Source organism: Polaromonas sp., assembly GCF_039930745.1.
Lineage (GTDB): Bacteria > Pseudomonadota > Gammaproteobacteria > Burkholderiales > Burkholderiaceae_C > Polaromonas.
On record NZ_JBDTTH010000024.1, the window covers coordinates 1 to 26,494 of the forward strand.

Consider the following 26,494-nt stretch of genomic DNA (forward strand, 5'->3'; position numbering starts at 1 on the left):
CAGCGGCCCCCTCGGGGGGCAGGGCGCTACACGCAGTGAGCAACCGTGGGGGCAAAAAAAAAGGGCCACTTGCGTGGCCCTTTCGGCGATTCCGGTTCCCACGCGCGTGAGCGCCGGGGATCGCTGCGACGTTTACTTGACGTGCTTGCCGATCAGGCCAGCCATCTCGAACATCGACACTTGCGCCTTGCCGAAAACGGCACGCAATTTTTCGTCGGCGTTGACCATGCGCTTGTTGACCTTGTCCTGCAGACCCTTGGCCTTGATGTAGACCCAGAGCTTGCGCACGATCTCGGTGCGGGGCAGCGCAGCAGCGCCAACCACAGCCGACAAAGCGGGGCTCAGAGTCAGTGGCTTCATGAAGGCTGCGTTGGGCGTACGCTTTTTGGCGGGCGCTTTTTTCGCAGGAGCTTTTTTTGCCACTACCTTTTTTGCAGGGGCCTTCTTCACCACTACTTTTTTAGCCGGTGCTTTCTTCGCAGGGGCTTTTTTCGCTGGAGCTGCTTTTTTCGCAGCTACTTTCTTTGCCGGTGCAGCCTTTTTTGCGGCTGCTTTTTTTGCCGGTGCTTTTTTTGCAGTTGCCATGATTGATTTTCCTTCTAGAAGTTGATAAATCACCAATGCAGATAACTACTCTTCACTGGCAAGGGGGATGCTACTGGAGAAAACAGCTGTTTCATAGGGAAAACGCAATTTTTTTGGGTCTGGATGTTGCAGATTTACTTCTGGGAGATTGAAAAAACGGCCCCTCGGGCGACATGAAGCGCAGCGAGTGGCCGGGTTGCGGCCGGTGTCAGAGACGAAAAGATGATGCGGAAGATGCATGCAGCAGTGCCCGTGCCTGCTCATGCAGCACCCGAGGAAGGCGACTTAACACCGCGCCAGCACACAGCATTTGTCCGCGAGCGTCCCCGACTGCGAGGCATTCCTGCGGGCAATTCCCCTTGCGGTCTGACTCCGGTCGTCTCTCTGAAGGGACCTCTTCCGTGACCAGCCCCTCACTCGCACAAGGCCTTGCCACCTGCGATGGGTGCGACGCTCACAAAAACGACAGCACGGGGCACTTTCGCGTGCTGCCGCCTGTCTTCAGGTCTTTCGGTGGTGTTGCCAGGTTCAGCGTGATTTGGCTGAACACGCAGGGCCAGGTCGGCATACGCTCACTCAGGCCGGCAGCTTGATGCCCAGCCGCCCGAATTGCGCGGCGCCATCGGCGCTGACCTGCACCACGCGCGAGTGCTTCCTGCGCTCTATCCAACCTTGCTGCGTGAAGTGCAGCGCCAGTGCGGCTCCCAGCGCGCCGCCCAGGTGGTCCCGGCGTTCCGACCAGTCCAGGCAGGTGCAGGCCAGTTGCCTGCGCTTGCCGCGCAGCGCATCCAAGTCCAGCCCGAGGGCGCGCAGGGCTTTGTCGCCAGGAGTGGTAACCAGCAGTTGCCGGGTATCGCCTGCATCAGCCTCCAGCCAGCGCCTGCGCAGCAGCATGGCGAGCAGCCCAGTGCCCAGGCTGCCGGCCAGGTGGTCATAACAGAAGCGGGCGCGGCGTATCGGCTCGTCTACCTTTGCTGCGGGCAGGCTGGGGCGTTTTGGCGCCACCCGCATCAGCGATTCCACCAGTTGCGCTACCTGTTCGGAGGCAAAGCGAAAGTACTTGTGGCGGCCCTGCGCGGTGGATTCGAGCAGGCCGTCATCGACCAGGCGCTTCAGGTGGGAAGTGGCCGTGCCCGGTTCGATGCCCGCGCCCAGCGCGAGCTCCTTGGCGGTCAGGGCGCGGCCTTCCATCAGCAGCACCAGCATGCGGATGCGGCTGGCGTCACCAATGGTGGCGGCGATGCGGGCGATGTCGGGTTCAACAGGCATGCTTTGATGATAGCCAAACTGTTGAAGCTGGACAAACCTTCAGCCGCTTGGGACACTGGCCACATGCAGCAACCCCGCAACGCCATTGAGGCCGCGACCCACCCCGACCCCTGGCCCTTCTACCGCAGCCTGCGTCAGGAGCGCCCCTTGTTTTTTGACCCCGGCGTGGGTCTGTGGGTGGCAAGCAGCCATGCCGCCGTCAGCGCCGCCCTCAGCCATCCGGCCTTGCGGGTGCGCCCGCCCGCCGAGCCGGTGCCCCAGGCTTTGCAGGGCACGTCAGCCGGCGAGGTGTTCGCGCAGCTGGTGCGCATGACGGATGGTGAATTTCATGCGGCGCACAAGCCTGCTGTCACGCAGGCGGCGCGCCGCTGGAGCCTGGCCGATGTGGCGCGGGCTGCCGAGGACGCGGCGGGCGACCTGCAGCCGCGCCTCGAGGTGAATGACTTTCTGGGCGCCTTGCCGGTACAGGCCATGGCGCGGCTGCTGGATGTGCCCGTGGAGCTGCGGGACGACACTTGCCGCTGGGTAGGGCAGTTCACACAGGGCATCGCGCCTGGGGCCGACGCGCAGGCTGTGGCGCTGGCGGACGGCGCGGCTGCGGCGCTGATGGCGCAGGGTCGGGCGCTAGGCCTGCCGCCGACACAGGCTGCCAACCGTATTGCCTTCATGCAGCAGGCCATGGACGCGGGCGCTGGCCTGCTCGGCCTGACGGCACTGCAGCTGACGCAGGAGCCAGAGCAGGGCGCCGCGGCGGACACTTCACAGGAGGCCATGCGGAACTTTGTGCGCGAAGTCGAACGCTGGGCCGCTCCCATCCAGAACACGCGCCGGTTTGCCGCCGAGCCACTGAGCCTGCTGGGCCAGCCGGTGGAGGCCGGCCAGGCCATCCTGCTGGTGCTGGCCAGCGCCAACCGCGACGAAGCCTTCAACCCGCAAGCCGAGCGCTTCGATGCGCACCGTGCGCAAGGCCGCAGCATGGGTTTTGGTTCCGGCCCACATGCCTGCCCCGGTGCTTTGATTGCTATTGAAATAGTAGCTGCTTGCGCCCGTCATATAAGGTCTGGAGGTCAATTTTGTAACTATTTTGGGCACAGCACCGGTTTTCGACCGTTGCCGAATGCGCGTATTCCTGTCTTTGCTCAATAAAGGAGAAATCAGATGGTTTCGGTCATTTTTGAAGTCTGGCCCGATCCAGCGCACCGCGAGGGCTACCTGAACTGGGCGGCCGAACTGAAAAGCGAGCTGGTGAAGATGGACGGCTTCATCTCCATCGAACGCTTCCAGAGCCTCACAGAGCCCGACAAGCTGCTGTCGCTGCAGTTCTGGCGCGACGACGCCTGCCTGACGGCCTGGCGCAATCTGGAGGCGCACCGCGCCGCGCAAAACGCGGGCCGCAGCACCATGTTCAAGGACTATCGCTTGCGCATCGCCGAAGTGACGCGTGATTACGGCCTGAAGGAGCGCGAGCAGGCGCCGGCCGACTCGCGCCGGGCCCACGGCTAAGCCGCAGGCCTGAGGGTTTGCCTAAATGCCAGCCAGGGCGACGGAGTTTTCCAGCGCCTGGCCGCCGCCATAGCTGTCCTGCACCGGCGGCACACCGCCCAGCGAGACCTTGATCGCGCAGTACTTGAACTCCGGGATCTTGGCAAACGGGTCCAGTGCTGCGTTGGTCAGCTTGTTGATGGCTGCCTCGTAGTAGCAGAAGGGCACAAACACCGCGCCGCGCGGCGAGCTTTCGTCGGCGCGTGCATACAGCGCCACCTCACCGCGGCGTGACGCGATGGTCACCACGTCGCCCGGCTTGCCACCCATGTCCGCCAGATCCAGCGGATGCACCAGCGCTACCGGATCGGGCTCGATCGCGTCCAGTACGGTGGCACGCCGCGTCATGCTGCCGGTGTGCCAGTGTTCGAGCTGGCGGCCGGTGATCAGCACCATGGGGTACTCGGTGTCCGGACGTTCGTTGGCCGGGATGATGTCGGCCGGCACAAAGCGTGCGCGGCCCGTCTCGCGCGGGAAGTCGTCCACAAATACCACCGACTGGCCCGGGTCGCCTTCCTTCATGCAAGGGTAGGTGACCGAATGCTCGCGGTCCAGCCGGTCCCAGGTGATGCCACCAATGCTGGGCATGGTGTGGCGCATCTCGTCGAAAACTTCGCTGACATGGTTGTAGTGCCAGCCGCAACCCATGCGATTGGCAATCTGCGTGATGATCCACAGGTCCTGGCGCGCATCGCCGGGCGGGTTGATGGCCTTGCGGCCCATTTGCACCAGCCGGTCGGTGTTGGTGAAGCTGCCGTCTTTTTCGGGGAAGGCGCTGGCGGGCAGAATGACGTCGGCCAGGTAGGCGGTTTCGGTCAGGAAGATGTCCTGCACCACCAGGTGGTCCAGCGCGGCGAGCGCTTCGCGTGCGTGGTTGGCGTCCGGGTCGGACATGGCCGGGTTCTCGCCCTGCACATACATGCCGCGGATGGTTCCCTTTTTGGCAGCATGCATCACCTCGACCACGGTCAGTCCGACCTGGTCGTCGAGGGATCCTTCAGGCACTTTCCAGGCCTTCTCGAAACTGGCGCGCACCGCGGGGCTGGAGACATGCTGGTAGTCGGGGAACATCATGGGGATCAGGCCCGCGTCGGACGCGCCCTGCACGTTGTTCTGGCCGCGCAGCGGATGCAGGCCGGTGCCGGGACGGCCAATCTGGCCGGTCATCAGCGACAGGGCGATCAGGCAGCGTGCGTTGTCGGTGCCGTGCACGTGCTGCGAGACACCCATGCCCCAGAGGATCATCGAGCTCTTGGAGGTGGCGTACAGGCGTGCCACGTAGCGCAGCGTGTCGGCGTCGATGCCGCAGATAGGCGCCATCAGCTCGGGTGTGTAGCCTTCGACGTTCTTACGCAGTTCCTCGTAGCCTATGGTGCGGCTGTCGATGAAGGCCTGGTCCACCAGGCCCTCGGTCACGATGACGTTCATCATGGCGTTGAGCATGGGCACGTCGGTGTCGGGCTTGAACTGCAGGTGGCGGTGCGCCATGCGGGTCAGGTCGGAGCGGCGCGGGTCCAGCACCACCAGTTGGGTGCCGTTCTTCACGGCGTTCTTGATCCAGGTGGCGGCCACCGGGTGGTTGACCGTCGGATTGGCGCCGATGATGATGACCACGTCGGCCTTGGTGACGTCCATCACCGGGTTGGACACGGCGCCGGAGCCAATGCCTTCCAGCAGGGCGACGACGGACGACGCGTGGCACAGCCGGGTGCAATGGTCCACGTTGTTGCTGCCGAAACCGGTGCGCACCAGTTTCTGGAACAGATAGGCTTCCTCGTTGCTGCCCTTGGCCGAGCCGAAGCCTGCCAGCGATTTCTTGCCGTACCGGTCGCGTATGGCGGCGAGTTTGCCGCCGGCAAATTCCAGCGCCTCTTCCCAGCTGGCTTCACGAAACACGTCCATCACGCGGTCCGGGTCCATCGTGAAATCGCCGGTCTTGGGCACGCCTTCGCGGCGGATCAGGGGCTTGGTCAGGCGCTGCGGATGGTGCGCGTAGTCAAAGCCATAACGGCCCTTGACGCACAGGCGTTCGTGGTTGGCCGGGCCGTCGCGGCCTTCCACGAAGAGAATCTTGTCGTCCTTGACGTTGTAGGTCAGCTGGCAGCCGACGCCGCAGTAAGGGCAGACCGATGCCACCTGCTTGTCGGGCACCACGAGTGCGGCCTCGCGCGCCGGCATCAGCGCGCCTGTGGGGCAGGCCTGCACACATTCACCGCAAGCCACGCAGGTGGACGCGCCCATGGCGTCGTCCATGTCGAACACGATTTTGGCCTGGTCGCCGCGGAAGGCCAGGCCGATCACGTCGTTGACCTGTTCGTCGCGGCAGGCGCGCAGGCAGCGTGTGCACTGGATGCAGGCGTCAAGGTTGACGGCGATGGCCGGGTGGGACAGGTCCTGGCGCACCTGCTGGCGTGCCTCGAAACGCGGCTTGCCGACGCCAATCTTCGCGGCCCACTGGTCCACCTCGTTGTTGCGCGTGTACTCCTTCTCCGGCATGTCGGACAGCAGCAGTTCGAGCACGAGTTTTTGCGACGCGACAGCGCGCTCGCTGTCAGTGACCACCTTCATGCCGGCCGTGGGAGCGCGGCAGCAGGAAGGGGCCAGCACACGTTCACCGTTGATCTCGACCATGCAGGAGCGGCAATTGCCGACGGCCTCCATGCCTTCCTTGAAGCAGAGGTGGGGAATCTCCACCCCTTCGCGCTTGGCGACCTGCAGCAGGGATTCGGTGGCGCGGCCTGTGACTTCACGGCCGTTGAGGCTGAAACTCACGAGCGGGGCGTCGAGTTCGGCGAGTTCCTGGCGGGTAATTGCATTCATCGTATTGCCTTGTCTTTGGACCGAACGGACTCAAGCCAGCTCGTGGGGGAAGTACTTGACGACGCAGTCCATCGGGTTCGGAGCGGCTTGGCCGAGCCCGCAGATCGAAGCGTCACGCATGACCAGCGACAGGTCGGCCAGCAGGGCCAGGTTCCATTTGGGTTGTTCCATCAGGTGCGCCGCTTTCGCCGTGCCAACGCGACAGGGTGTGCACTGGCCGCAGGACTCGTGGTGGAAGAAACGCATCATGTTGCGTGCCGCATCGGTGGCTGTGTCCTGGTCGGACAGCACCATCACGGCGGCAGAACCGATGAAGCAGCCATAAGGCTGCAGGGTGTCGAAGTCCAGCGGGATGTCGCCCATGGTCGCGGGAAGAATGCCGCCAGAGGCACCGCCGGGCAGGTAGGCGTAGAAGGTCTGGCCATCGAGCATGCCGCCGCAGAATTCGTCGATCAACTCACGAATGGTGATGCCGGCAGGCGCCAGCTTCACGCCCGGTTCCTTGACCCGGCCCGAGACCGAGAAGGAGCGCAGGCCCTTGCGACCGTTGCGGCCGTGCGAGGCAAACCACTCGCCGCCTTTTTCCAGGATGTCGCGCACCCAGTAAAGGGTTTCGAAATTGTGCTCGAGCGTCGGACGACCGAACAGGCCGACCTGCGCCACATAGGGCGGGCGCAGGCGCGGCATGCCGCGTTTGCCTTCGATAGACTCGATCATGGCCGACTCTTCGCCGCAGATGTAGGCACCGGCGCCGCGGCGCAGCTCGATCTCCGGCATGCCTGCCATCAGCGGGGATGACCTGAGTTTGACGAGTTCGGCTTCCAGCATGCTGCGGCAGCCGTGGTATTCGTCGCGCAGGTAAACATAAATCTTCTCGATCCCGACGGCCCAGGCGGCGATCAGCATGCCTTCAAGGAAGCGGTGCGGGTCGCGTTCCAGGTAGACGCGGTCCTTGAAAGTGCCGGGCTCGCCCTCGTCGATGTTCACCGCCATCAGGCGCGGGCCTTGTTCGGCCCTGACAATGCGCCACTTGCGGCCGGAAGGAAAGCCTGCGCCGCCCAGGCCGCGCAGGCCGGAATCTTCCATGGTCTTGATGACCGATTCGACCTCACGGCTACCCGAGACGCATTGCTTGAGCAGCGCGTAACCACCGGCGTCCTGGTAGCTGGAAAAGTCGACAAATCCCACCGGGACGTGTTTTACCGCGCCGGCCGCGACGGTGGCCATGATGGTTTCGCAACTGGCATTCGGCACGGGGTTTTGTCCCACCACGGCCACCGGCGCCTGTTCGCAGCGGCCCACGCAAGGCGCCGCGATCACGCGCACTTCGCGGCCCAGCAGGGCCGGGAGCCTGGCCAGCAGGTCTTTGGCGCCGGCCATTTCACAAGACAGCCCGTCGCAGACCCGAACAGTAAGCGCTGCCGGGACGGCCTCGCCTTCCTTGACCACGTCGAAGTGGTGGTAGAAGGTTGCCACCTCATAAACCTCGGTCTGCGCCAGCCGCATCTCCTGGGCCAGCGCCGCCAGATGGGCTGCTGACAGGTGACCGAAATGGTCCTGCAGCTTGTGCAAGTGTTCGATCAGCAGATCGGCCTGGCGTGACGCGTTGCCCAGCAGGCCCTGCACGTCAGCCAGCGCCGCCGGGTCCACGCGGCGGCCCTTGGGGCCCTGGCGCTTGCGCTGCTTGGAGGCGTCGATGACGGCAATGGGAATGATGGGATGGTTCATGGGCTTATGGGCTCGCTGTGTGGCTGACGTCGTTGGCTTTGGAAGCTGGGTCCGTTCAGATGACGCGTTCGGTGCGCAATTTGGCGATGTCTTCAGCGCTGTAGCCCAGTTGCGCGAGTACCTCGACGGTGTGTTCGCCCAGCAGGGGGGAACGCGTGACTTCGGTCGCGCTGTCCGACATCTTGATGGGGTTCCCTACGGTGAGGTATTTGCCGCGCACCGGATGGTCGACTTCGACAATGGTGCCGGTTGCGCGCAGGGCGGGCTCTTCGGCGATTTCTTTCATCGAGAGAATCGGCCCGCAGGGAATGTCGTATTTGTTGAGAATTTCCATGGCCTCGAACTTGGTCTTGGTCATGGTCCACTGCTCGATACGCGCGAAGATCGGTTTCAGGTGCAGCAGGCGGGCGGCAGGCGTATCGAAGGCTTCGTCGGTGATCCAGCCTTCCTCGCCGATCACCTTGCAAACGGCCGGCCACACGGCGGCCTGGGTGATGAAGTAGATATAGGCGTTGGGATCGGTTTCCCAGCCCTTGCACTTGAGCACCGAACCGGGCTGGCCGCCGCCGGAAGCATTGCCGGCGCGCGGCACGGCGTCACCGAACTTGCCGTCCGGGTACTGCGGATACTCGTGCATGGTGCCAGTGCGTGCAAGCCGCTGCTGGTCGCGCAGCTTGACCCGGCAGAGGTTCAGCACCGCGTCCTGCATGGGCGCCAGCACCTTCTGGCCACGGCCGGTGGTGTTGCGCTGGTACAGCGCCGCGACGATGCCCAGCGCCAGGTGCAGGCCGGTGCCGCTGTCGCCGATCTGGGCGCCGGTGACCAGCGGCGGGCCGTCCTCGAAGCCTGTGGTTGAGGCAGCGCCACCGGCGCACTGCGCCACGTTTTCGTACACCTTCAGGTCTTCGTAGGGGCCGGGGCCGAAGCCCTTGACCGAAGCGACGATCATCCGCGGATTGATCGCGTGGATGTGCTCCCAGGTCATGCCCATGCGGTCTAGTGCCCCGGGGGCGAAGTTCTCCACCATCACGTCGCAGGTCTTGATCAGTTCGTCCAGGACTTCCTTGCCCTTGGGCTTTTTCATGTCCAGGGTGATCGAGCGCTTGTTGTGGTTCAGCATCGTGAAATACAGGCTGTCCGCACCGGGGATGTCGGCCAGTTGCGCGCGTGTCGCGTCGCCTTCACCGGCGCGCTCCACCTTGATGACATCGGCGCCGAACCAGGCCAGCAATTGGGTGCACGTGGGGCCCGACTGGACGTGGGTGAAGTCAAGGATGCGAACGCCGTCTAACGCTTTGCTCATGAAAATTCCTGCAGGGAGTTGAAAATGGGTTGTTCATCCATGGTTACAGCCATGGGCCCGGCCCTCCGGCCGGTTCAACCCCTATATTAATCACCGTGCCCCGGTCCTGCCCTGCCGTCCGGTTCAGGGCGCGCTGGCTTGCGGGGCCAGCTGGCTTTCCAGTTCCATCAGGCGTTTGCGCAGGTTCCGGTCTTCCGCGAAACGAGCGGTTTCATCGCGGATCACCGCAACAATGGCCGCTACCCTTTTGTCAGGCGTGTAAAGCAGGGCCACCGTGAAGGCGATGGACAGGCCGTGCCCGTCCTTGTGCACCGCCGGTACGCGCAGCACGTCGTTGCCGTACTTGGTCTGCCCCGTGGCCATGGTCTTCTGGTAGCCGTCCCAGTGGCGCTGCTGCTGGCGCTGCGGAATGATGATGTCGAGCGACTGGCCCAATGCCTCTTTTTCCGTGAAACCGAACATGCGCTGCGCAGCCGGGTTCCACAAGGTGATGGCACCGCTGGCGTCGGATGCCACGATGGCATCGCCAACGGCCTCGACGAGTTGCTTGAAGTCGATGGATGATTGCATTGTTGTGCTCCTGTTCCGCTGTGGGCGGTAAATGGTCCTCAAACAAAGACGGCGCTCACCTGAACGCCGTCTTTTCAAGCCTTGACGACCAAGGCATCAAGCTTCAGGGATCAGACTGCTTTCGCCGTGTGCATGGCTGCGATCTGGTCCTTGCTGTAGCCGAGCTCGGCCAGAACTTCATCGGTGTGCTCGCCCAGCAGGGGAGATGCCGTCACTTCGGGCTTGGTGTCAGAGAACTTGATCGGGCTACCCACCGTCCAATAGCTACCGCGCACTTTGTGCGGTACTTCAACGATGGAGCCACTGTCGCGCAAAGATTTGTCATTCAACAAATCCTTCATCGACAGAACGGGCGCGCAGGGAATATCAAACTTGCGGAAGACGTCCACGGCTTCGAACTTGGTCTTGTCAGCGATGAATGCTTCAATCGTGGCGAAGATCTCCATGATGTGCGGCTGGCGTGCTTTGGCCGTGGTGTAAGCGGGATCGGTTTTCCACTCGGGTTTGCCCAGTGCATCGCAGATCGGCTCCCAGGCGTGGCCCTGGACCGTGAAATAGATGTAGGAGTTGGGGTCGGTCTCCCAGCCTTTGCATTTCAGAATCCAGCCGGGTTGCCCGCCGCCGCCGGCATTGGCGCCACGCGGCACCACGCCGTCCTTGAAGGCTTCCATTTCATGCGGGTATTGCGGGTACTCTTCCAGATAACCAAGGTTGTCCAGACGCAACTGGTCACGCATTTTGACGCGGCACAGGTTGAGCACACTGTCTTGCATGGACACCGCGACTTTTTGGCCCTTGCCAGTCTTCTGGCGGCCGATGTAGGCCGTCAAAATACCGATGGCCAGGTGCATGCCGGTATTGCTGTCGCCCAAAGCGGCAGACGAAATGGTGGGGCCTGAGTTCTCGCCCTTCCAATAGCCGGTGGTGGATGCTGCGCCGCCAGCGCACTGGGCCACGTTTTCATAGACCTTCAGGTCTTCGTAGTGGTGGCCGTCAGAGAAGCCCTTGACGGATGCCAGAATCATTTTTGGGTTGAGTGACTGGATGTGTTCCCAGGTGAATCCCATACGGTCCAGCGCGCCGGGACCAAAGTTCTCGACCATCACGTCGGATTCCTTGATGAGCCTCTCCAGCACTTCCTTGCCTTCGGGTTTTTTCGTGTCCAAGGTCAGGCCGCGCTTGTTGCTGTTGAGCATGGTGAAGTACAGCGCGTCAGCGCCTTCGATGTCGCGCAACTGGCTTCGGGTGACGTCGCCAGAGCCAGGACGCTCGACCTTGATCACGTCAGCGCCGAACCAGGCCAGCATTTGCGTGCAGGCGGGACCGGCCTGAACGTGTGTGAAGTCGATGATCTTGATGCCCGCGAGTGGTTTGTTGCTCATTTGATTTCTCCTAAAGGTGACTTGGGTTACTTCTTCTTGGCGCTCTGCGGGTTCAGGCTGGTGATTCGACCGCTTTCGGTTCCGGCTGTTTCGTCAATGATGGCATTGATCAGGGTCGGTTTGCCGGACTTGATCGCCTCGTCCAGCGCCTTGGCCAGCTCTTCCGGGGTATTGGCGAGCACGCCCACACCTCCGAAGGCCTGCATCATCATTTCATAACGCGCGTTCTTGACGAAGACGGTCGGCGCCACATCATCGCCGCGCGGATTCACGTCGGTGCCCTTGTAGATGCCGTTGTTATTGAAGACGATAACGCAGACGGGAAGGTTGTAGCGGCAAATCGTCTCGACTTCCATACCGCTGAAGCCGAAAGCGCTGTCACCTTCGATGGCAATGACGGGTTTTCCCGTAGTCACCGCGGCGGCGACGGCAAAGCCCATGCCAATACCCATGATGCCCCAGGTGCCGACGTCCAGGCGTTTGCGCGGCTCGTACATGTCGACAATGCTGCGTGCGAAATCCAGGGTGTTTGCGCCTTCGTTGACGACGATGGCATCGGGGCGCGCCTTGACCGCGTTGCGGACCACGTTCAGTGCGCTGTGGAAGTTCATGACCTCTGGGTTTTGCGCCAGCGTTGCCGCCATCTTGGTGAGGTTCTTGTCCTTGCGTTCGGCGATTCCCTGGGTCCACTCGGCCGGTGGTTTGGCCCAGCTGGAGCCGAGGCCGGCGAGCAGTGCGGACACGCATGAACCGATGTCGCCAACCAGCGGTGCGGCGATGGGAACGTTGCTGTCCATTTCGGTTGGCGAGATGTCGATCTGGATGAACTGCCGGGTGTCGGCGTTGGGGCCGCCCCAGGTCTTGCCTTTGCCGTGCGACAGCAGCCAGTTCAAACGCGCGCCGACCAGCATCACCACGTCAGCTTCTGCCAGCACATGGGAGCGGGTGGCCGATGCCGACTGGGCGTGCGTATCGGGCAGCAAGCCCTTGGCCATCGACATGGGCAGGTAAGGGATTCCGGTTTTTTCGATCAGGGCGCGGATGTCGGCATCGCATTGCGCATAAGCAGCACCCTTGCCGAGCACGATAAGGGGGCGTTTGGCGCCCTTGAGCAGGTCCAGCGCGCGCTTGACCGAATCTGGCGCGGGAATCTGGCGCGGTGCGGGGTCCACCACCTTGATCAGCGAGCGTTTGCCGGCTGCGGCATCCATCGACTGGGCAAACAGCTTGGCGGGCAGGTCGAGATACACGCCACCAGGACGGCCGGACAGCGCCGAGCGGATCGCGCGTGCAATACCGACGCCGATGTCCTCTGCATGGAGCACACGATAGGCGGCCTTGCACAGCGGCTTGGCAATCGCCAACTGGTCCATTTCCTCGTAGTCGCCCTGCTGGAGATCGACAATCTCGCGCTCGCTGGAGCCGCTGATCAGAATCATCGGGAAGCAATTGGTCGTCGCGTTGGCCAGCGCCGTCAGGCCATTGAGAAAACCGGGAGCCGACACGGTCAGGCAGATGCCGGGCTTCTGTGTCAGGAAACCTGCAGCGGCGGCGGCATTGCCGGCATGCTGCTCGTGACGGAACGAGATCATGCGAATGCCCTCGGCCTGCGCCTTGCGTGTGAGGTCTGTGATGGGAATGCCGGGCAGGGCGAAGATCGTGTCGATGCCGTTGAGTTTCAGGGCATCAATGACAAGGTGAAACCCGTCGGTCTGTTCTGGTGATTGAGTGTCGTTTGTCATGTTGGATGTCTCGTCGTTTGACTTCGCTAAAAGATTGAGCAACGCGGTGCCGCCTCACTGGCGGGCTAGGCCCGCTGCACCGTCCGGTTATCATAGGAATCGCTTCGGATTTCACCCTTGACCGCGGTCAATTTTCGCTGTATTTAGGCCGCCTGAACAAGTGCGACTTGCCTGCCGCCCAACCCCTGACCCATCCATGTTATCCATACCAGATCATCCCGAGAGAAACATCATTCGCGTGCAGCTGGCGCAGAACTTCGTTTTGAAGGGGATGACGGCGGAACAGAGCGCGGAACTCGAGACCCACCTGGTCATTGTGGACGGCCAGAAAGGCGATTTCCTGCTTCAGCAGGGGGTTCACGAGATGGAACAGTATTTCATCCTGGAGGGCATCCTCAAGCGGGTGGTGACCAACGAGCAGGGCAAGGAGATGATTCTTCGCTTTGCCGACGAGCGCGACATGGAAACCAGCTACGCGGCCTGGCGCCTCGGCACGCCCACACCTTACAGCACGGTCTGCGTCACCAAGGTCCGGGTGGCCAAGCTGCCCTTGCCGGAGTGGGTGGCTTTCCTGGAAAGGCACCGCGCGCTCAAGGAGTCTTTCGAGTACAGCGTCATGCGGCTGATGAGCGAAATCATGGCGCATACCATCACGCTGCACTTGCTGGATGCACCCGGGCGCGTCAAGCGTTTCCTGCGTAAACACCCCGAGCTGTTTGACCGGATTCCGAAGAAGGAACTGGCGTCTTACCTGAACCTCTCCGCGGAAACCCTGAGCCGGCTCAAGCAGCGCGGCAAGATCTGAGCGCCGCAGTTTTTGCTGCCGGCGCGGAGCCCTCATGTCAGGTTTTGGCTGACGCGAATCGGCGGGTCGAGGCCATCAGGCGGAGTTGATTGTCAACGTTGATGGTGCCGGCCACGGTGCTGGCAGCGCGGGCCGCTTCTGCGCTTTCGTGCGAATTGATCACAATTCCGCTGAGCAGGACCTTGCCGTTTTTTGATTCGATGTTGATGTTGATATCGCGTGTCGATTCATGGTCTTTGAGCGCCGCACGAATGCGCGCATTCAGCGCCAGGTCGGTCAGCATGGCGCGGGACTCCGCCGTTTCCTGGAACTCCGGCCGGCTGGCCAGGTGCCGGATTTGCTCCACGCAGCTTTCGACCGAGACGCGATCGGTGTTCAACACCAGGTCGTAAAGAAGCGGGTCACCCCAGGTCACACCGAATTGGTCGTGCATGCGGGAAGCATGGGCGCTGTCGCTGCGCCGCACCTCGGCTTCGGCAAACGCCTCGTCGTCGGTTCCGAGGTGGTCCATCAGCCATGCCACGCGTTGCCCGAAGGGGCGGGTGACCCGTACCCGCAACACATGCCTTACCGGACGCAGCAGGCAGGTTGCCCCCCAGCCACGCAACACGATATTGCCCTTGTCGGCCAGGGAAAAAACCTCCTGCGCCGTATACACGGCGACGCGTTCCCTGTCCGTGGTCAGGCGCTCGACGAGGCCCGCCTTGCCTTCGCGGAGCCTGCTGATCAGGCTTCCGGGAACATGCATCCTGCCCGCCACATTCTCCAGGACCTCATGGCGCATGATGGCCAATTGGGCTGTCTGGGCAAGTTGCAGGGAGACATCTTTGGCAAGAGACCCCATCTCCTGGGTCATGGCAATGACGGGCATGGCGCTCTCCTGGCTTTAGTCAACGGGCTGTTCTGCTGCGAATTCCGCACGCTTGGCCGGACGGATCTTGGCCAGAAGACGCGCCACCAGCGGCCAGAACAGCAGGACGAGCGCCAGTGTGCTGATGCCGCCAACCAGCGGGTTGGACCACAGAATGGACATTTCGCCCTGGGAAACCAGCATGGCCTGGCGGAAGGAGTCTTCTGCCTTGTCGCCCAGCACCAGGGCCAGCACCAGCGGCGCCAGCGGGTAGTCCAGTTTCTTGAACAGGTAACCGACCACGCCGAAGAGCATCATGAACCAGATGTCCAGCATGGCGTTGTGGACGGTATAGGCGCCGATGGCGCAAATCACCACGATCACCGGGGCGATGATGGAAAACGGAATGCGCAGGATGGAGGCAAACAGCGGCACTGTGGTCAGCACGACGATCAGGCCGACCAGGTTGCCCAGGTACATGCTGGCGATCAGTCCCCAGACGAAGTCTTTTTGCTCGACGAACAGCAGCGGTCCGGGCTGCAGGCCCCAGATCAGCAGGCCACCCAGCAGCACGGCAGCTGTTGGCGACCCGGGAATGCCCAGGGCCAGCATGGGCAGCAGGGCGCTGGTACCGGCGGCGTGGGCTGCGGTTTCGGGCGCAACCACGCCCTCAAGCTGGCCGGTTCCGAACTGGGCGCCATTCTTGGACATCTTCTTGGCCACGCCGTAGCTCATGAACGAAGCCGGGGTGGCACCGCCGGGGGTGATGCCCATCCAGATGCCGATCAGCGAGCTCCTGACGGACGTTGCCCAGTACTGCGGCAGTTTCTTCCAGGTTTCAAGCACCACCTTGGGATTTATCTTGGCGGTCTTGCCGGAGAAGGCCAGCCCCTCTTCCATGGACAGCAGGATTTCGCCGATACCGAACAGCCCGATCACGCCGATCAGGAAGTCGAAGCCGCGCATCAGGTCGGGAATACCGAAGGTCAGGCGCAACTGCCCTGTGACGGTGTCCATGCCCACGGCCGCCAGCGCGAAGCCAATGGTCATAGAGGCCAGAATCTTGAACGGGGAGCCTTTGCCCATGCCCACGAAGCTGCAGAAAGTCAGCAGGTAAACGGCAAAGAATTCGGGGGGTCCGAACTTCAGCGCGAACTTGGCGACCAGGGGGGCCATGAAGGTGATCATCACCACCGCCACAAAAGCGCCTATGAACGATGACGTGAATGCTGCCGTCAGCGCTTGCCCTGCCTGGCCTTGCTGGGCCAGCGGGTAGCCGTCAAAGGTGGTTGCAACCGACCAGGGTTCACCCGGTATGTTGAATAGTACCGAGGTGATGGCGCCGCCAAAAAGCGCCCCCCAGTAGATGCACGACAACATGATGATGGCCGAGGTCGGAGTCATCGTGAAGGTCAGGGGCAGCAGGATGGCCACGCCGTTGGCACCCCCCAGTCCTGGCAGCACGCCGATCAGCACGCCAAGGATGATGCCTATGAACATCAGCAGGATATTCATTGGCGTCAGGATGACGCTGAATCCGTGAAAAAGCGAGTTTAGTTCGTCCATGGAAATGTCCGGTCAGTAAAGTTCAATAGTCTGGTATCGGGGTGGAGGGCGGCAGGGCTCAGTAACCCAGGAAACTCAAAAGGTCGAATTGACCCTTGAACAGGGGTACCTTGAACCAGACCTCGAACATGAAGAAAAACAGCACATTCACGGCCAACGCTGTGACAACGCTTTTGACCCGGGAGTATTTACCCAGGATGATCATGAACAAGGCGATGTAAAGCGCCGAAGCCACATACAGGCCTATGAACTGGACGGCCAGCACATAGACAAGGGCGGGCAGCAGCACGGACAGGACACGCTTGAGCTGTTCGCTGTCGACGAAAACCTCGGTGTTCTTTTTTTTCCCGAACAAGGCCGGAATCATGATGCCGACGCCGGAAATGCAGAGGATGATACCAATGTAAAACGGAAAGTAGCCGGCACCGGGGCCATCGCTGGTCCAGCCCGAGCCCAGCTTCCAGCTGCCCTGGATGACCACGGCCCCCAGGACCACAATGAGAAAGGCAACGATGGCTTCGATGACGTGGGTGGCGACGCCCGAGCGTTGCCCGGTACCGGATAGATCGTTTGGCTCCATCGGGAACTCCTGCTGAATAATTGAATAGCCCTGGATTGGGCGAACAGTGATTGGGTGGCAGAGCCAGCCCCGGAAACGGCCGGCCCTGCGGTGGAAGCCCCTCGCGCGCGGGGGCGTCCCTTTTCTATTTCGCGATGAAGCCGGCTTCTTTCATCAGCTCGCGGTGCATGTTTTCGGCACTGCCCAGCCACTTTCCGAACTCGTCGCCTGACATGGTTGTCTGGTTGAATGCGCCTTTTTCCATGTAGTCTTTCCACTCGGGCGTATCGCGCACTTTCTTGAGCAGGGTCACGTAAAACTCAAGCTGGTCCTTGGACACACCAGGCGCCATGAAAATGCCGCGCAGCATGGTGTAGTCGGTGGGCACACCGGCTTCCTTGCAGGTCGGGATGTCGGCCCATGACTGGGTTCCCGTCACCTTGGTCTTGTAGGTCATGCGCTTGTCATCAAACACGCAAAGTGCGCGCAGCTGGCCGGCGCGCCACTGGGCAACAGCCTCGATCGGGTTGTTCACCGACGAGTCAATATGCTTGCCGACAAGCTGCACAGCCACTTCACCACCGCCCTTGAACGGGACGTAAATGAACTTGGTGCCCGTGGCTTTTTCAATGCCGACAGTGATGATCTGGTCTTCCTGCTTGGACCCGGTGCCACCCATCTTGGTCTTGCTCGGTCCACCGGCCTTCACGGCGTCCAGGTATTCCTTGGCGGTTTTGGCGGGATTTTCTGCATTGACCCACAGCACGAACTGATCAAGCGCCATCATGGAAACCGGTGTCATGTCGCGCCAGTTGAACGGAACGCCCGTCGCCAGCGGCGTGGTGAACAGGTTGGACAGCGTAATGACAATCTTGTGCGGATCGCCTTTGGCGCCCTTGACTTCGAGAAAACCCTCGGCGCCGGCTCCACCGGATTTATTGACAACAATCAGCGGCTCTTTCATCAGCTTGTGTTTGATGACGATGCCCTGAATCAGGCGAGCCATCTGGTCAGCACCACCGCCAGTGCCGGCGGGAACAACAAACTCGACCGGCTTGGTTGGCTCCCAAGCGGCGTGTGCCGGCGCAGCCATCAGCGCCGCTGCTGAAACGGCTGCTGCCGCGACTGCTGCCAACTCATTCCTGACCTTCGTGAATCTGACTTTCATTTCGTTGTCTCCTGTTGTTGAGTAACTCTGTCCTGGGTTGGAAGTTTTTCCAGTTTCCATGTCGAAAAGTATCACAGGGGCATGGTCTTACCAAGTGGGGCAAAAAGCTCTTGACAGTGGTCAAGTTTGCCGATTTTTAAAGCTTGCCTAGGGTTTCTCCTGAGGGGCCGATCCGTACACGGGCCATACTGGCGGAATAGCGTAACTCCCTGGGGGAAATTGTTACACCCGCAGTAGTATGAATTTACTCAGTTGGGCTCCGCATGTGATTGAGTGCACCACAGTCTTTAAATGAAAAGGTGGAAGAGCATGAAGCATCAAATATTGTTCACCAGTTTATTGTGTTGTGTTTTCGCAGCTCAGGCTCAGACGTGCGAGGGCGGGCTTTACCTCAATCCGCAGGTGATTCGCGGCGAGGGATCATCTCAAACTGAAAGCGCGTTGAGGGAACTGATCGAATTCGTGCGACCCACCGGCCTGTCGGTGGCGCCTGTCCTCAACATCCGGGAAACCCAGGACGTCCTGACAGCCATCAAGAAGCCTGCGCCTCCTTGCTGGGTCTACGGCAACCCGGTTGTCGGCCTGGCTTCCGGCTACCGGCCGGTGGCCATCAACATGGACCCGATCCAGTCGGCAGTGCTGATTCTCGCGGACGTAGGTTCGGAGAAAGACAACAAGCCGGTCGATCTGAAAAAGTTGCCTCCCGACCAACAGGCCAAGGTCCTCGCCAAACTCAAGACTACCAGTTGTTTTGGCATGAAAAGCGGTGTGACCACCTCGCTTGTAAAAGCCGAAAATCTCTGTGGCACCGTGATCGAAGTGATGCCTCAGCAAGGCCTGGGGCAGAGCTATCTGCCTACCAAAGCAGCTTTTCAGTGGCAGGCGGACAAGTGGGTGGGGTTGATCACCCGGCTTCAAACCGCGCAAGGCTCTACCATGAAAAATCACCATGGCACTGACGAGCGCATCCACATGGCTCAGCTGTTCATCGTGCCCGCCACCCACCCCAGCTGGGGTTATGGAATCTATGTCCATAGCAGTGTTCCGGCAGATACGGTGAAAAAGGTCGGGAGTCAGTTCATTTCCCTGAAGACGAGCAATCCGCTGTTGCTGAAGGCGCTGGATCTTGGCAAGACTTACGAGTTCGCCGTTCCTCCCGACGCCGCTGTCGAAGGAATGAGGAAAGTGCTGGCGCCTTGAGGGCACGCTGTTCGCGCGTTTCTTTTCACCGAAGCCCTCTCCGGAAATGAGCTGATTCGCCAGGAAACTCAGGCGAGGGGCTGGAGCCGCACCTGGCCGTGCTCTTCTTCGATGGTCCTGGCAAGCAGCTTGACCAGGGCGTAGACCGTATCGATGTGGGGCGTCGGCGTTTGTGTGAGCCGCCCGAGTTCCACCACCGACCCCACCAGCGCATCAATCTCCGGTGCACGCCCGGCTTCGATGTCCTGGAGCATGGAAGTTTTGTGTTTGCCCACTTTCTCTGCGCCGGCGATGCGTTTGTCCAGCGTCACGCGGAACTGAATGCCCAGCTTGTGCGCCACTTCCTGCGCTTCACCCATCATGCTGGCGGCCAACTCGCGTGACAGCGGGTACTGGCAGATGTCCACCAGGGTGGAATGGGCCAGCGCGCTGATGGGGTTGAAGGTGAGGTTGCCCCAGAGCTTGAGCCAGATTTCCGCGCGGATGTTGTCCAGTACGGGTGCCTTGAAGCCGGCCTTGCCAAAACACGCCGAGATGCGCGTGACACGTTCGCTGATGGCTCCATCGAGTTCGCCCAGCGGAAAACGGTCGCCCTCGATATGCCGGACCACGCCTGGGGCCAGCAACTCCGAAGCCGGATAGACGACGCAACCGATCACGCGTCGCGGTGGAATCATCTCCGACAGCATGCCGCCCGGGTCCACGCTTTCCACCCTGCTGCCTTCGAGCGGTCCGCCGTGCTTGTGAAAGTACCAGTAGGGGATGCCGTTTTGCATGGTGACCACGGCGGTCTCGGGGCCGAGCAACCGGGGCAGGTCTTTGGCCACCGCCTCCACCTGGTGCGCTTTCATCGCCAGGATCACGAGGTCCTGCGGGCCGGCCTCGGCATAGTCATCAGTGGCTTTGACACCGGCCGCAACATGCTCGGCTCCATCATGCATGACGAGTTTCATGCCGTTTTTCCGGATGGCGTCCAGATTGGCACCCCGCACGATGAACGTGACGTCTTCGCCGGCCAGGGCCAGTTTCACGCCCACATAGCCACCGATGGCCCCGGCTCCAATGATCGCAATCTTCACACCATTCTCCCGACAAAAAAGTTATTCGAACCGGTTGCTGAGCTTGCCGATGCCGGCAATTTCCACCTCGATGGCGCTTCCCGGTTTCATGGAGCCCACGCCGACCGACGTTCCGCAAAGGATGATATCGCCCGCGTACAAAGTCATGTCCTGCGAAATCAGGCTGACCAGCTGCGCCACGGAAAAACGCATGTCGCTGATGGGATAGTCCTGTCGGACTTCGCCATTCAGGAGGGTTCTGACCACCAACTGTGCCGGGTCAAGGCCCGTGGCCACCGCTGGCCCGAAAGGGCAGAAAGTATCGAAACCCTTGGCGCGCACCCATTGCGCAAACGAAGCATCCCGATTCAGGATGTCGGCCACCGTCACATCGTTGGCACAGGTGTAGCCGAATACGTACTCCGATGCATGGTGCTCGGTAATCTGCTTGCAGGTCTTGCCGATGACGATGCCCAGCTCACCTTCAAATACTACCTTGCCGCCGCAGGCGGGCTGGCGGATGGTCCGGTTCGGGTCCAGGTAGGAGTTGGGTGCCTTGATCAGGTACAGCGGCTCGGCTGGAACAGGCAGTTTGAGCTTCTCGCCCAGCGCATGAAAATTGTTCCACAGGGCGATGATTTTTGTTGGCAGAACCGGCATCAACAGCTCGACGTCGGCCAGCGGCATCACGCGGTCTGTGGGGATGGCGCCGCTGAACATGTTGCCCTCGAAAACCCTCACGTGCGCGCCCTCCAGGGTACCGAAGCGAGTGGTGCTGCTTTCCTTGAAGCGTATCCAGCGCTTGGACATTCCGGCCATCAAGTCTGAAGGGCCGCTGGTGCGTACCGTTGCGCAGGCACACTGTTTTGTGTACTCCGGCTGGCGGACGAAGGCGCGCTGCCGGACCAGCTGGCGCAAGGGACCCTACCTGCCCGGTTGCTGGCCATGCTTGCATGGCAGCGGGCCCTGGCGGCTTCGACGGCTTCGACCAGGAAGTCCGCTTCGTAGGCGCGCAGCAGGTGCGACTGCTCGGTCTCCAGGTAGGTGCGCACAGCGTCGCGGCCGTCAGCCTGCAAGCGGGCGTAGGTGGCGGAATCCCAATGCCATGTCAGGCCGAGTTCTTCAAACGCGGCGTTATAGGCATGGCGGGCCTGGTCGGACCGGTCGGTGGCGGTGTTGTCAAGCAGGGCTTTGAGCATGGGAGTTCTCCTTGAATGGGGGTGACGCTGTGGAGGCAATTCCGGCGTGTCGTTTCGCACCGGGCTTGAGGCAACTGTAGAAACAATGAATGATTAATGATAGTTAAAGTATTTGATGCTATTGATTACTAATAGCTAATGTATTGACAAAGCCCCGCGGATAACGGATTAGCTGGTGATGGTTTCGAGAAGGGCTCAACCGTTTGCGCGGCCGTCGGCGCTAGGTCGTGCCTGGCGGCTTGAAATTACCGGGGGTTCGGGTGTGTCCGCGCGGGACACCCGCGCTATAGCGTGGATTTGCGGCGGAAGATCATCCGGGCTGCTGGCCGATTTCGAAGTTGGCCAGTTTCTCCAGTGCACGCACCATGGCCGAGTGATCCCAGGCCTTGCCGCCGTGCGCGACGCAGGCATTGAACAGCTCCTGCGCGGTGGCCGTATTGGGCAGCGAAACACCCAGCAGACGTGCACTCGAAAGTGCCAGGTTCAGGTCCTTCTGGTGCAGTTCGATGCGAAAGCCCGGGTCAAAGTTGCGCTTGACCATGCGCTCGCCATGCACTTCGAGAATCTTTGACGATGCGAACCCACCCATCAAAGCCTGGCGCACGCGCGCGGGATCGGCGCCGGCACGGGCGGCGAACAGCAAGGCTTCTGCCACCGCTTCGATGGTGAGTGCCACGATGATCTGGTTTGCGACTTTGGCGGTCTGGCCGTCGCCGTTGCCGCCGACCAGCGTGATGTTCTTGCCCATCAGCTCGAACAGCGGGCGGATGCGTTCAAACACAGCTTCCGGACCGCCGACCATGATGGACAGCGTTGCATTTTTTGCACCGACTTCGCCGCCAGAAACCGGGGCGTCGAGGTAGTCGCAACCCAACGCGTTGATTTTCTGTGCAAAGGTCTTGCTGGCGATCGGCGAGATCGAGCTCATGTCGATGACTACCTTGCGCATGCTCGCGGTCGCCTCGCCGGAGGGTCGCTTGAGCCCGGCGGCCACGCCTGTTTCGCCGAATAGCGCGGCGTCGACATCAGGTGTGTCGGGCACCATGACGAAGATGATGTCGGCGCGCTCGGCGACGCCGCGGGCATTCAAGCACTGGGTCGCACTGCTGCCGGTAATCATTGCGGGCATTTTTCCAAGGGAGTAGACAAACAGCTGGTGTCCGGCCTGGATGAGATGGCCGGCCATGGGCGTACCCATGATGCCCAGGCCAATGAAGCCGATTTTCAGAGTGGTTGAAGTCATGGTGAAGCTTGTCCTTGTAAAAGTGGAGTGGTCAGAGAGCTAGTAGGCCGAATCAATGAAATTCACTGTCACTCGACCGCCCCTCGCCGCGCCATGCGGCGTTGCAAATGCGCGCCGGGCCTGCGGGCCCGCCTGTGCCTTGCGCTTTGCCTGGCACACCGCTGGGCCGCCGCTTGCCAGCGACTTCGCTGATTCAGCCTACTAGGCGCTGGCGCCAACCCAGTCCGGCCTCGCTGGTGCCCGCCGGTTTGTATTCGCAGCCAATCCAGCCGCCATACCCGATGCGGTCCAGGTGCGCGAACAAAAATGCATAGTTGATCTCGCCGGTGCCCGGCTCATGGCGCCCGGGGTTGTCCGCCAGCTGGATGTGGCCAATGCGCGGCAAACAGGTGTGCAGTGTTCCGGCCAGTTCACCCTCCATGCGCTGCGCATGGTAGATGTCGTACTGGACAAAGGCGTTGTCGGCGCCCACCTCGTCCAGAATGTCCAGCGCCTGCGTTGTGCGGTTCAGGTAAAAGCCGGGAATGTCGAAAGTGTTGATCGGTTCAATCAGCAAATTGAGCCCGGCTTTTTTGAGCTCGGTGGCGGCATGCCGCAGGTTGGCGACAAAGGTTTGCCTGAGCGCCGCGTCGCTCACGCCTGCAGGCGCCTTGCCTGCCAGGCAGTTGAGCTGCTTGACGCCCAAGGCCCCGGCGTAGGTGATGGCGCTGGCCACGCCGGAGCGAAATTCCTCCACGCGGTCCGGGTGGCAGGCGATGCCGCGTTCGCCAGCTTCCCAGTCGCCCGCGGGCAGGTTGTGCAGCACCAGCTGCAAGCCATGCTTGTCAAGCCTGGCCTTGATGTCGGCGGCGCTGAAGGCATAAGGAAAGAGGAATTCCACGGCCTTGAAGCCGGCTTTCGCAGCCGGTTCAAAGCGGTCGAGGAATGCGTGCTCGGTAAAAAGCATGCTGAGGTTGGCGGAAAATTTGGGCATGGCTTGTGTGCTGGTGGATGGTTGGACGTCAGTCCTTATTACTCAAGCAGGCCGGCCAACTCCAGGCCTTCACGGCCCTTGGGGTGGCGGCAATCAATGTCTTCAAACTCGTTGACTTTGTCGATCTCTGTGCCCATGGCGATGTTGGTGACCTTTTCGAGGATGACTTCCACAACCACCGGCACCCGGTATTTGCGCGCCATTACCTGTGCTTCGACCATGGCATCATTGATTTTTTCAGGGTCGGTCACGCGCAAGGACTTGCAACCCAGGCCCTGCACCACAGCCTGGTGGTCCACGCCGTAGCTGCGCAAGTCGCCTTCGCCTGCCGGTACGTTCTGGTTCTCGAAAGCCAGCTGCACGCAGTAGTCCATCTCAAAACCGCGCTGGGCCTGGCGGATCAGGCCCAGGTAGCTGTTGTTGACCAGCACCTGCACATAAGGCAGGTTGAACTGCGCGCCCACAGCCAGTTCCTCCATCAGGAACTGGAAGTCATAGTCGCCCGACAGCCCGACAACGGTACGTGTCGGGTCAGCCGCCACCACACCCAGGGCCGCGGGGATGGTCCAGCCCAGCGGACCCGCCTGGCCGCAGTTGATCCACTGGCGTGGTCCGTACACATTGAGGAACTGCGCGCCGGCAATCTGGCTCAGGCCAATCGTTGTCACGTAAATGGTGTCGCGCGGGAACACCTTGTTCATTTCCTCGTACACGCGCATCGGCTTGATGGGTGTCTCGGTGAAGTGGGACTTGCGGTGCATGAGCTTCTTGCGCTCGGCGCAGCGGGCGGCCCAGTTGCCATAGTCGGGCAGCCCCTTGGCCGCCTTGCGTTCGCGGGCAACCTGCACCAGCAGTTCCAGCGCGGCCCTGGCGTCGCTGACAATGCCAAAGTCGGGGTTGAAGACCCGGCCAATCTGTGTCGGCTCGATGTCGACGTGCACAAAGGTGCGGCCCTTGCAGTACACCTCGGGCGAGCCGGTATGGCGGTTGGCCCAGCGGTTGCCAATGCCGATGACGAAATCACTGGCCAGCATGGTGGCGTTGCCGTAGCGGTGGCTGGTTTGCAGCCCGCACATGCCGGCCATCAGGGGGTGGTCGTCGGGAATGGTGCCCCAGCCCATCAGCGTGGGGATCACCGGAACGCCTGTCAGCTCTGCAAACTCAACCAGCAAGGCGGAAGCTTCGGCATTGATGATGCCGCCGCCGGCGACGATCAGGGGTTTGCTGGAAGCGGCAAGCATGTCGAGCGCTTTCTCAATCTGCTTGCGGCTGGCGGCGGGCTTGTACACGGGCAGCGGCTCGTAGGTGTCAATGTCGAATTCAATTTCGGCCATCTGCACGTCAAAAGGCAGGTCGATCAGCACCGGGCCGGGCCGTCCCGAGCGCATCAGATGAAACGCCTGTTGGAAGGAGCGCGGGACCAGAGCCGGTTCGCGCACGGTCACACTCCACTTGGTGACCGGTTTGGAGATGGACTCGATGTCTACCGCCTGGAAATCTTCCTTGTACAGCCGCGCGCGGGGCGCCTGGCCGGTGATGCACAAGATGGGGATGCTGTCGGCAATCGCCGAGTACAGCCCGGTGATCATGTCGGTGCCGGCCGGGCCGCTGGTGCCTATGCACACACCGATGTTTCCGGCCTTGGCGCGCGTGTAGCCTTCGGCCATGTGCGACGCGGCCTCGACATGCCGGGCCAGGATGTGCGTGATCGACTGGCGCTCACGCAGTGCGGAATAAAACGGGTTGATGGCCGCGCCGGGCACACCAAAAGCTTGTGTGATGCCTTCTTTTTCCATCACCAGAACGGCGGCCATGGCGGCCTTCATTTTTGCCATCGAAGTCTCCTGATAAACGTTGCTGAACTTGAGGCCGATGGTCGTGGGGTTCGCCGTGTTGCGGAAGTCTCGACTCATGCATTACGCTTATTCCAATTCGGAATAAATGGTTGCTCCACTGCGGCGACCGTGGTCTACTTGCGGCCATGGACCGCATTCAGGCCATCCGGCTTTTCATTCGCGTGGTTGACCTTGGCTCTTTCAGCAAGGCTGCGGCCGACATGGGCATGGGCCAGCCGTCGGCCACCAAACTGGTGGTGCAACTGGAAAAGCAGCTGGGTTCGCGCTTGCTCCATCGTTCGACCCGCGGCGTGACGCCTACCGAGATAGGCGCGCTGTATTACGCCAAGTGCAAGCTGATCGCACACCATGTCGAAGAGGCCGAAACGGTGGCCGCATTGCTGCAGTCGCAGGTACAGGGCGGCCTTCGAATCACCACCTCGGTGGCTTTCGGGCGGCGCGTGCTGGTACCGCTGGTCATGCGTTTCATGCAGCTCCACCCCAAGCTGCAAATCGAGCTGAACTTCGAAGACCGCTATGTCAGCCTGGTTGAACAAGGCATTGACGTGGCGATCCGGATGGGCCCGCTGGCCGACTCGACCTTGGGCGCGCGTTACCTCGGTATCAATCCCTGGGTGGTGGTGGCTTCACCCGAGTACATCAAAAGGCGCGGCGCGCCGTCCGATCCCGCCGGTCTGGTGAAACACGATGCGCTGGTCTACAGCACGGTGCAGGGCGATGCTCGCTGGCACTTCACCGGGGCCGAAGGCCATGCGCGTCCGGTGTCGGTGAGTGGGCCGTTGCGCTCGAACAATCTCTCCGCATTGCTGGCGGCGGCGCGCGGCGGCATGGGCGTGGCGGCCTTGCCCAAGTATGTGGCGCATGAGTCGGTGCGCAGCGGTGCCTTGGTGTCTGTGCTGAACGGCTGGATGCTGCCATCGCAGGAAATCCATGCCGTTTATCCCTCGCCTCAGCTGGTGCCGGCCAAGGTCAGCGGCTTTGTCGGCTGGCTGCAAGGCCAGTTCGGCGAGTCATGGTGGACCGACCAGAAATAGCCGCAGCTGAAGTGGAACGCAGGCACGTGGTCATCGCAAGCA

At 61.6% G+C, this 26,494-nt stretch carries 23 protein-coding genes and 1 pseudogene; 6 read left to right on the top strand and 18 right to left on the bottom strand.

The genetic code is table 11. The features are described 5' to 3' along the window. Positions 1-132: 132 nt before the first annotated feature. Positions 133-585: an SWIB/MDM2 domain-containing protein gene (locus tag ABI660_RS10010; RefSeq protein ID WP_348067458.1), complete on the bottom strand. Its 453-nt coding sequence runs from the start codon at positions 583-585 to the stop codon at positions 133-135. 401 nt (positions 586-986) lie between these two features. Here ABI660_RS10010 and ABI660_RS10015 point away from each other — a divergent pair. Beyond that, a pseudogene (locus tag ABI660_RS10015) lies at positions 987-1,115 on the top strand (ribonuclease); the annotation flags it as partial. Between the two features lie 46 nt (positions 1,116-1,161). On the opposite strand, the gene ABI660_RS10020 reads toward ABI660_RS10015, so the two are convergent. Further along, positions 1,162-1,854 (bottom strand): winged helix-turn-helix domain-containing protein, encoded by a 693-nt coding sequence (locus ABI660_RS10020; RefSeq protein WP_348067461.1) that lies wholly within the window; start codon positions 1,852-1,854, stop codon positions 1,162-1,164. A 6-nt stretch (positions 1,855-1,860) separates the two neighbouring features. Between ABI660_RS10020 and ABI660_RS10025 the strand changes: the two genes are divergently transcribed. Together ABI660_RS10025 and ABI660_RS10030 are read left to right on the top strand one after the other, a co-directional pair. Next, complete coding sequence (locus ABI660_RS10025; protein WP_348067463.1) at positions 1,861-3,000, top strand: cytochrome P450; 1,140 nt, start codon at positions 1,861-1,863, stop codon at positions 2,998-3,000. A 12-nt stretch (positions 3,001-3,012) separates the two neighbouring features. Then, on the top strand, positions 3,013-3,357 hold the full coding sequence (locus tag ABI660_RS10030; protein ID WP_348067465.1) for an antibiotic biosynthesis monooxygenase: 345 nt from the start codon (positions 3,013-3,015) through the stop codon (positions 3,355-3,357). A gap of 21 nt (positions 3,358-3,378) precedes the next feature. Here the strand turns inward: ABI660_RS10030 and fdhF are convergent, their stop codons facing one another. The 6 genes from fdhF to oxc form a co-directional block, all read right to left on the bottom strand. Further along, positions 3,379-6,216 (bottom strand): formate dehydrogenase subunit alpha, encoded by a 2,838-nt coding sequence (gene fdhF / locus ABI660_RS10035; RefSeq protein WP_348067467.1) that lies wholly within the window; start codon positions 6,214-6,216, stop codon positions 3,379-3,381. 30 nt (positions 6,217-6,246) lie between these two features. Next, a complete protein-coding gene (locus ABI660_RS10040; protein ID WP_348067469.1) occupies positions 6,247-7,944 on the bottom strand; it encodes an NAD(P)H-dependent oxidoreductase subunit E in 1,698 nt (565 codons plus the stop codon). A 55-nt stretch (positions 7,945-7,999) separates the two neighbouring features. Continuing rightward, the gene (frc, locus tag ABI660_RS10045) at positions 8,000-9,247 is read right to left on the bottom strand and encodes a formyl-CoA transferase (RefSeq protein WP_348067471.1); all 1,248 of its coding nucleotides are present in this window, start codon (positions 9,245-9,247) and stop codon (positions 8,000-8,002) included. 123 nt (positions 9,248-9,370) lie between these two features. Beyond that, a complete protein-coding gene (locus ABI660_RS10050; protein WP_348067473.1) occupies positions 9,371-9,817 on the bottom strand; it encodes a PAS domain-containing protein in 447 nt (148 codons plus the stop codon). Between the two features lie 110 nt (positions 9,818-9,927). Next, a complete protein-coding gene (frc, locus tag ABI660_RS10055) occupies positions 9,928-11,199 on the bottom strand; it encodes a formyl-CoA transferase (RefSeq protein ID WP_348067475.1) in 1,272 nt (423 codons plus the stop codon). 26 nt (positions 11,200-11,225) lie between these two features. Further along, positions 11,226-12,941: an oxalyl-CoA decarboxylase gene (gene oxc, locus ABI660_RS10060; RefSeq protein ID WP_348067477.1), complete on the bottom strand. Its 1,716-nt coding sequence runs from the start codon at positions 12,939-12,941 to the stop codon at positions 11,226-11,228. Between the two features lie 196 nt (positions 12,942-13,137). Between oxc and ABI660_RS10065 the strand changes: the two genes are divergently transcribed. Next, positions 13,138-13,746, top strand: coding sequence for a Crp/Fnr family transcriptional regulator (locus tag ABI660_RS10065; protein ID WP_348067479.1), 609 nt, complete (start codon positions 13,138-13,140; stop codon positions 13,744-13,746). Positions 13,747-13,783: 37 nt separating this feature from the next. On the opposite strand, the gene ABI660_RS10070 is transcribed toward ABI660_RS10065, so the two are convergent. The 4 genes from ABI660_RS10070 to ABI660_RS10085 all read right to left on the bottom strand — a co-directional run bounded on the left by ABI660_RS10070 (position 13,784) and on the right by ABI660_RS10085 (position 17,889). Continuing rightward, the gene (locus tag ABI660_RS10070) at positions 13,784-14,617 is read right to left on the bottom strand and encodes a cytidylate kinase family protein (protein WP_348067481.1); all 834 of its coding nucleotides are present in this window, start codon (positions 14,615-14,617) and stop codon (positions 13,784-13,786) included. A 15-nt stretch (positions 14,618-14,632) separates the two neighbouring features. Next, entirely contained in the window at positions 14,633-16,162 is a 1,530-nt protein-coding gene (locus tag ABI660_RS10075) for a tripartite tricarboxylate transporter permease (protein ID WP_348067484.1), read from the bottom strand. A gap of 58 nt (positions 16,163-16,220) precedes the next feature. Continuing rightward, the gene (locus tag ABI660_RS10080) at positions 16,221-16,742 is read right to left on the bottom strand and encodes a tripartite tricarboxylate transporter TctB family protein (protein WP_348067486.1); all 522 of its coding nucleotides are present in this window, start codon (positions 16,740-16,742) and stop codon (positions 16,221-16,223) included. A gap of 124 nt (positions 16,743-16,866) precedes the next feature. After that, complete coding sequence (locus ABI660_RS10085) at positions 16,867-17,889, bottom strand: tripartite tricarboxylate transporter substrate-binding protein (RefSeq protein WP_348067488.1); 1,023 nt, start codon at positions 17,887-17,889, stop codon at positions 16,867-16,869. 309 nt (positions 17,890-18,198) lie between these two features. Between ABI660_RS10085 and ABI660_RS10090 the strand changes: the two genes are divergently transcribed. Beyond that, a complete protein-coding gene (locus tag ABI660_RS10090; protein WP_348067490.1) occupies positions 18,199-19,089 on the top strand; it encodes a hypothetical protein in 891 nt (296 codons plus the stop codon). A gap of 68 nt (positions 19,090-19,157) precedes the next feature. On the opposite strand, the gene ABI660_RS10095 is transcribed toward ABI660_RS10090, so the two are convergent. The 6 genes from ABI660_RS10095 to gcl form a co-directional block, all read right to left on the bottom strand. Next, positions 19,158-20,168 carry a 2-dehydropantoate 2-reductase gene (locus tag ABI660_RS10095; protein WP_348067492.1) on the bottom strand — a complete coding sequence of 337 codons (1,011 nt, stop codon included), beginning with the start codon at positions 20,166-20,168 and terminating at the stop codon, positions 19,158-19,160. 21 nt (positions 20,169-20,189) lie between these two features. Continuing rightward, entirely contained in the window at positions 20,190-20,957 is a 768-nt protein-coding gene (locus ABI660_RS10100) for a fumarylacetoacetate hydrolase family protein (RefSeq protein ID WP_348067494.1), read from the bottom strand. An 8-nt stretch (positions 20,958-20,965) separates the two neighbouring features. After that, the gene (locus ABI660_RS10105; RefSeq protein ID WP_348067496.1) at positions 20,966-21,346 is read right to left on the bottom strand and encodes a hypothetical protein; all 381 of its coding nucleotides are present in this window, start codon (positions 21,344-21,346) and stop codon (positions 20,966-20,968) included. A gap of 310 nt (positions 21,347-21,656) precedes the next feature. Then, positions 21,657-22,589 carry a 2-hydroxy-3-oxopropionate reductase gene (locus ABI660_RS10110; RefSeq protein WP_348067498.1) on the bottom strand — a complete coding sequence of 311 codons (933 nt, stop codon included), beginning with the start codon at positions 22,587-22,589 and terminating at the stop codon, positions 21,657-21,659. 193 nt (positions 22,590-22,782) lie between these two features. Then, positions 22,783-23,562, bottom strand: coding sequence for a hydroxypyruvate isomerase (gene hyi, locus ABI660_RS10115; RefSeq protein ID WP_348067500.1), 780 nt, complete (start codon positions 23,560-23,562; stop codon positions 22,783-22,785). Between the two features lie 38 nt (positions 23,563-23,600). Next, entirely contained in the window at positions 23,601-25,397 is a 1,797-nt protein-coding gene (gcl, locus tag ABI660_RS10120) for a glyoxylate carboligase (protein ID WP_348067554.1), read from the bottom strand. A 146-nt stretch (positions 25,398-25,543) separates the two neighbouring features. Between gcl and ABI660_RS10125 the strand changes: the two genes are divergently transcribed. Beyond that, positions 25,544-26,452 carry a LysR family transcriptional regulator gene (locus ABI660_RS10125; protein WP_348067502.1) on the top strand — a complete coding sequence of 303 codons (909 nt, stop codon included), beginning with the start codon at positions 25,544-25,546 and terminating at the stop codon, positions 26,450-26,452. Positions 26,453-26,494 lie beyond the last annotated feature (42 nt).

Coding starts and splice junctions, on each gene's coding strand:
- ABI660_RS10010 (WP_348067458.1), bottom strand. CDS start 585: ATGGCAACTGCAAAAAAAGCACCGGCAAAAAAAGCAGCCGCAAAAAAG.
- ABI660_RS10020 (WP_348067461.1), bottom strand. CDS start 1,854: ATGCCTGTTGAACCCGACATCGCCCGCATCGCCGCCACCATTGGTGAC.
- ABI660_RS10025 (WP_348067463.1), top strand. CDS start 1,861: ATGATAGCCAAACTGTTGAAGCTGGACAAACCTTCAGCCGCTTGGGAC.
- ABI660_RS10030 (WP_348067465.1), top strand. CDS start 3,013: ATGGTTTCGGTCATTTTTGAAGTCTGGCCCGATCCAGCGCACCGCGAG.
- fdhF (WP_348067467.1), bottom strand. CDS start 6,216: ATGAATGCAATTACCCGCCAGGAACTCGCCGAACTCGACGCCCCGCTC.
- ABI660_RS10040 (WP_348067469.1), bottom strand. CDS start 7,944: ATGAACCATCCCATCATTCCCATTGCCGTCATCGACGCCTCCAAGCAG.
- frc (WP_348067471.1), bottom strand. CDS start 9,247: ATGAGCAAAGCGTTAGACGGCGTTCGCATCCTTGACTTCACCCACGTC.
- ABI660_RS10050 (WP_348067473.1), bottom strand. CDS start 9,817: ATGCAATCATCCATCGACTTCAAGCAACTCGTCGAGGCCGTTGGCGAT.
- frc (WP_348067475.1), bottom strand. CDS start 11,199: ATGAGCAACAAACCACTCGCGGGCATCAAGATCATCGACTTCACACAC.
- oxc (WP_348067477.1), bottom strand. CDS start 12,941: ATGACAAACGACACTCAATCACCAGAACAGACCGACGGGTTTCACCTT.
- ABI660_RS10065 (WP_348067479.1), top strand. CDS start 13,138: ATGTTATCCATACCAGATCATCCCGAGAGAAACATCATTCGCGTGCAG.
- ABI660_RS10070 (WP_348067481.1), bottom strand. CDS start 14,617: ATGCCCGTCATTGCCATGACCCAGGAGATGGGGTCTCTTGCCAAAGAT.
- ABI660_RS10075 (WP_348067484.1), bottom strand. CDS start 16,162: ATGGACGAACTAAACTCGCTTTTTCACGGATTCAGCGTCATCCTGACG.
- ABI660_RS10080 (WP_348067486.1), bottom strand. CDS start 16,742: ATGGAGCCAAACGATCTATCCGGTACCGGGCAACGCTCGGGCGTCGCC.
- ABI660_RS10085 (WP_348067488.1), bottom strand. CDS start 17,889: ATGAAAGTCAGATTCACGAAGGTCAGGAATGAGTTGGCAGCAGTCGCG.
- ABI660_RS10090 (WP_348067490.1), top strand. CDS start 18,199: ATGAAGCATCAAATATTGTTCACCAGTTTATTGTGTTGTGTTTTCGCA.
- ABI660_RS10100 (WP_348067494.1), bottom strand. CDS start 20,957: ATGTCCAAGCGCTGGATACGCTTCAAGGAAAGCAGCACCACTCGCTTC.
- ABI660_RS10105 (WP_348067496.1), bottom strand. CDS start 21,346: ATGCTCAAAGCCCTGCTTGACAACACCGCCACCGACCGGTCCGACCAG.
- ABI660_RS10110 (WP_348067498.1), bottom strand. CDS start 22,589: ATGACTTCAACCACTCTGAAAATCGGCTTCATTGGCCTGGGCATCATG.
- hyi (WP_348067500.1), bottom strand. CDS start 23,562: ATGCCCAAATTTTCCGCCAACCTCAGCATGCTTTTTACCGAGCACGCA.
- gcl (WP_348067554.1), bottom strand. CDS start 25,397: ATGGCAAAAATGAAGGCCGCCATGGCCGCCGTTCTGGTGATGGAAAAA.
- ABI660_RS10125 (WP_348067502.1), top strand. CDS start 25,544: ATGGACCGCATTCAGGCCATCCGGCTTTTCATTCGCGTGGTTGACCTT.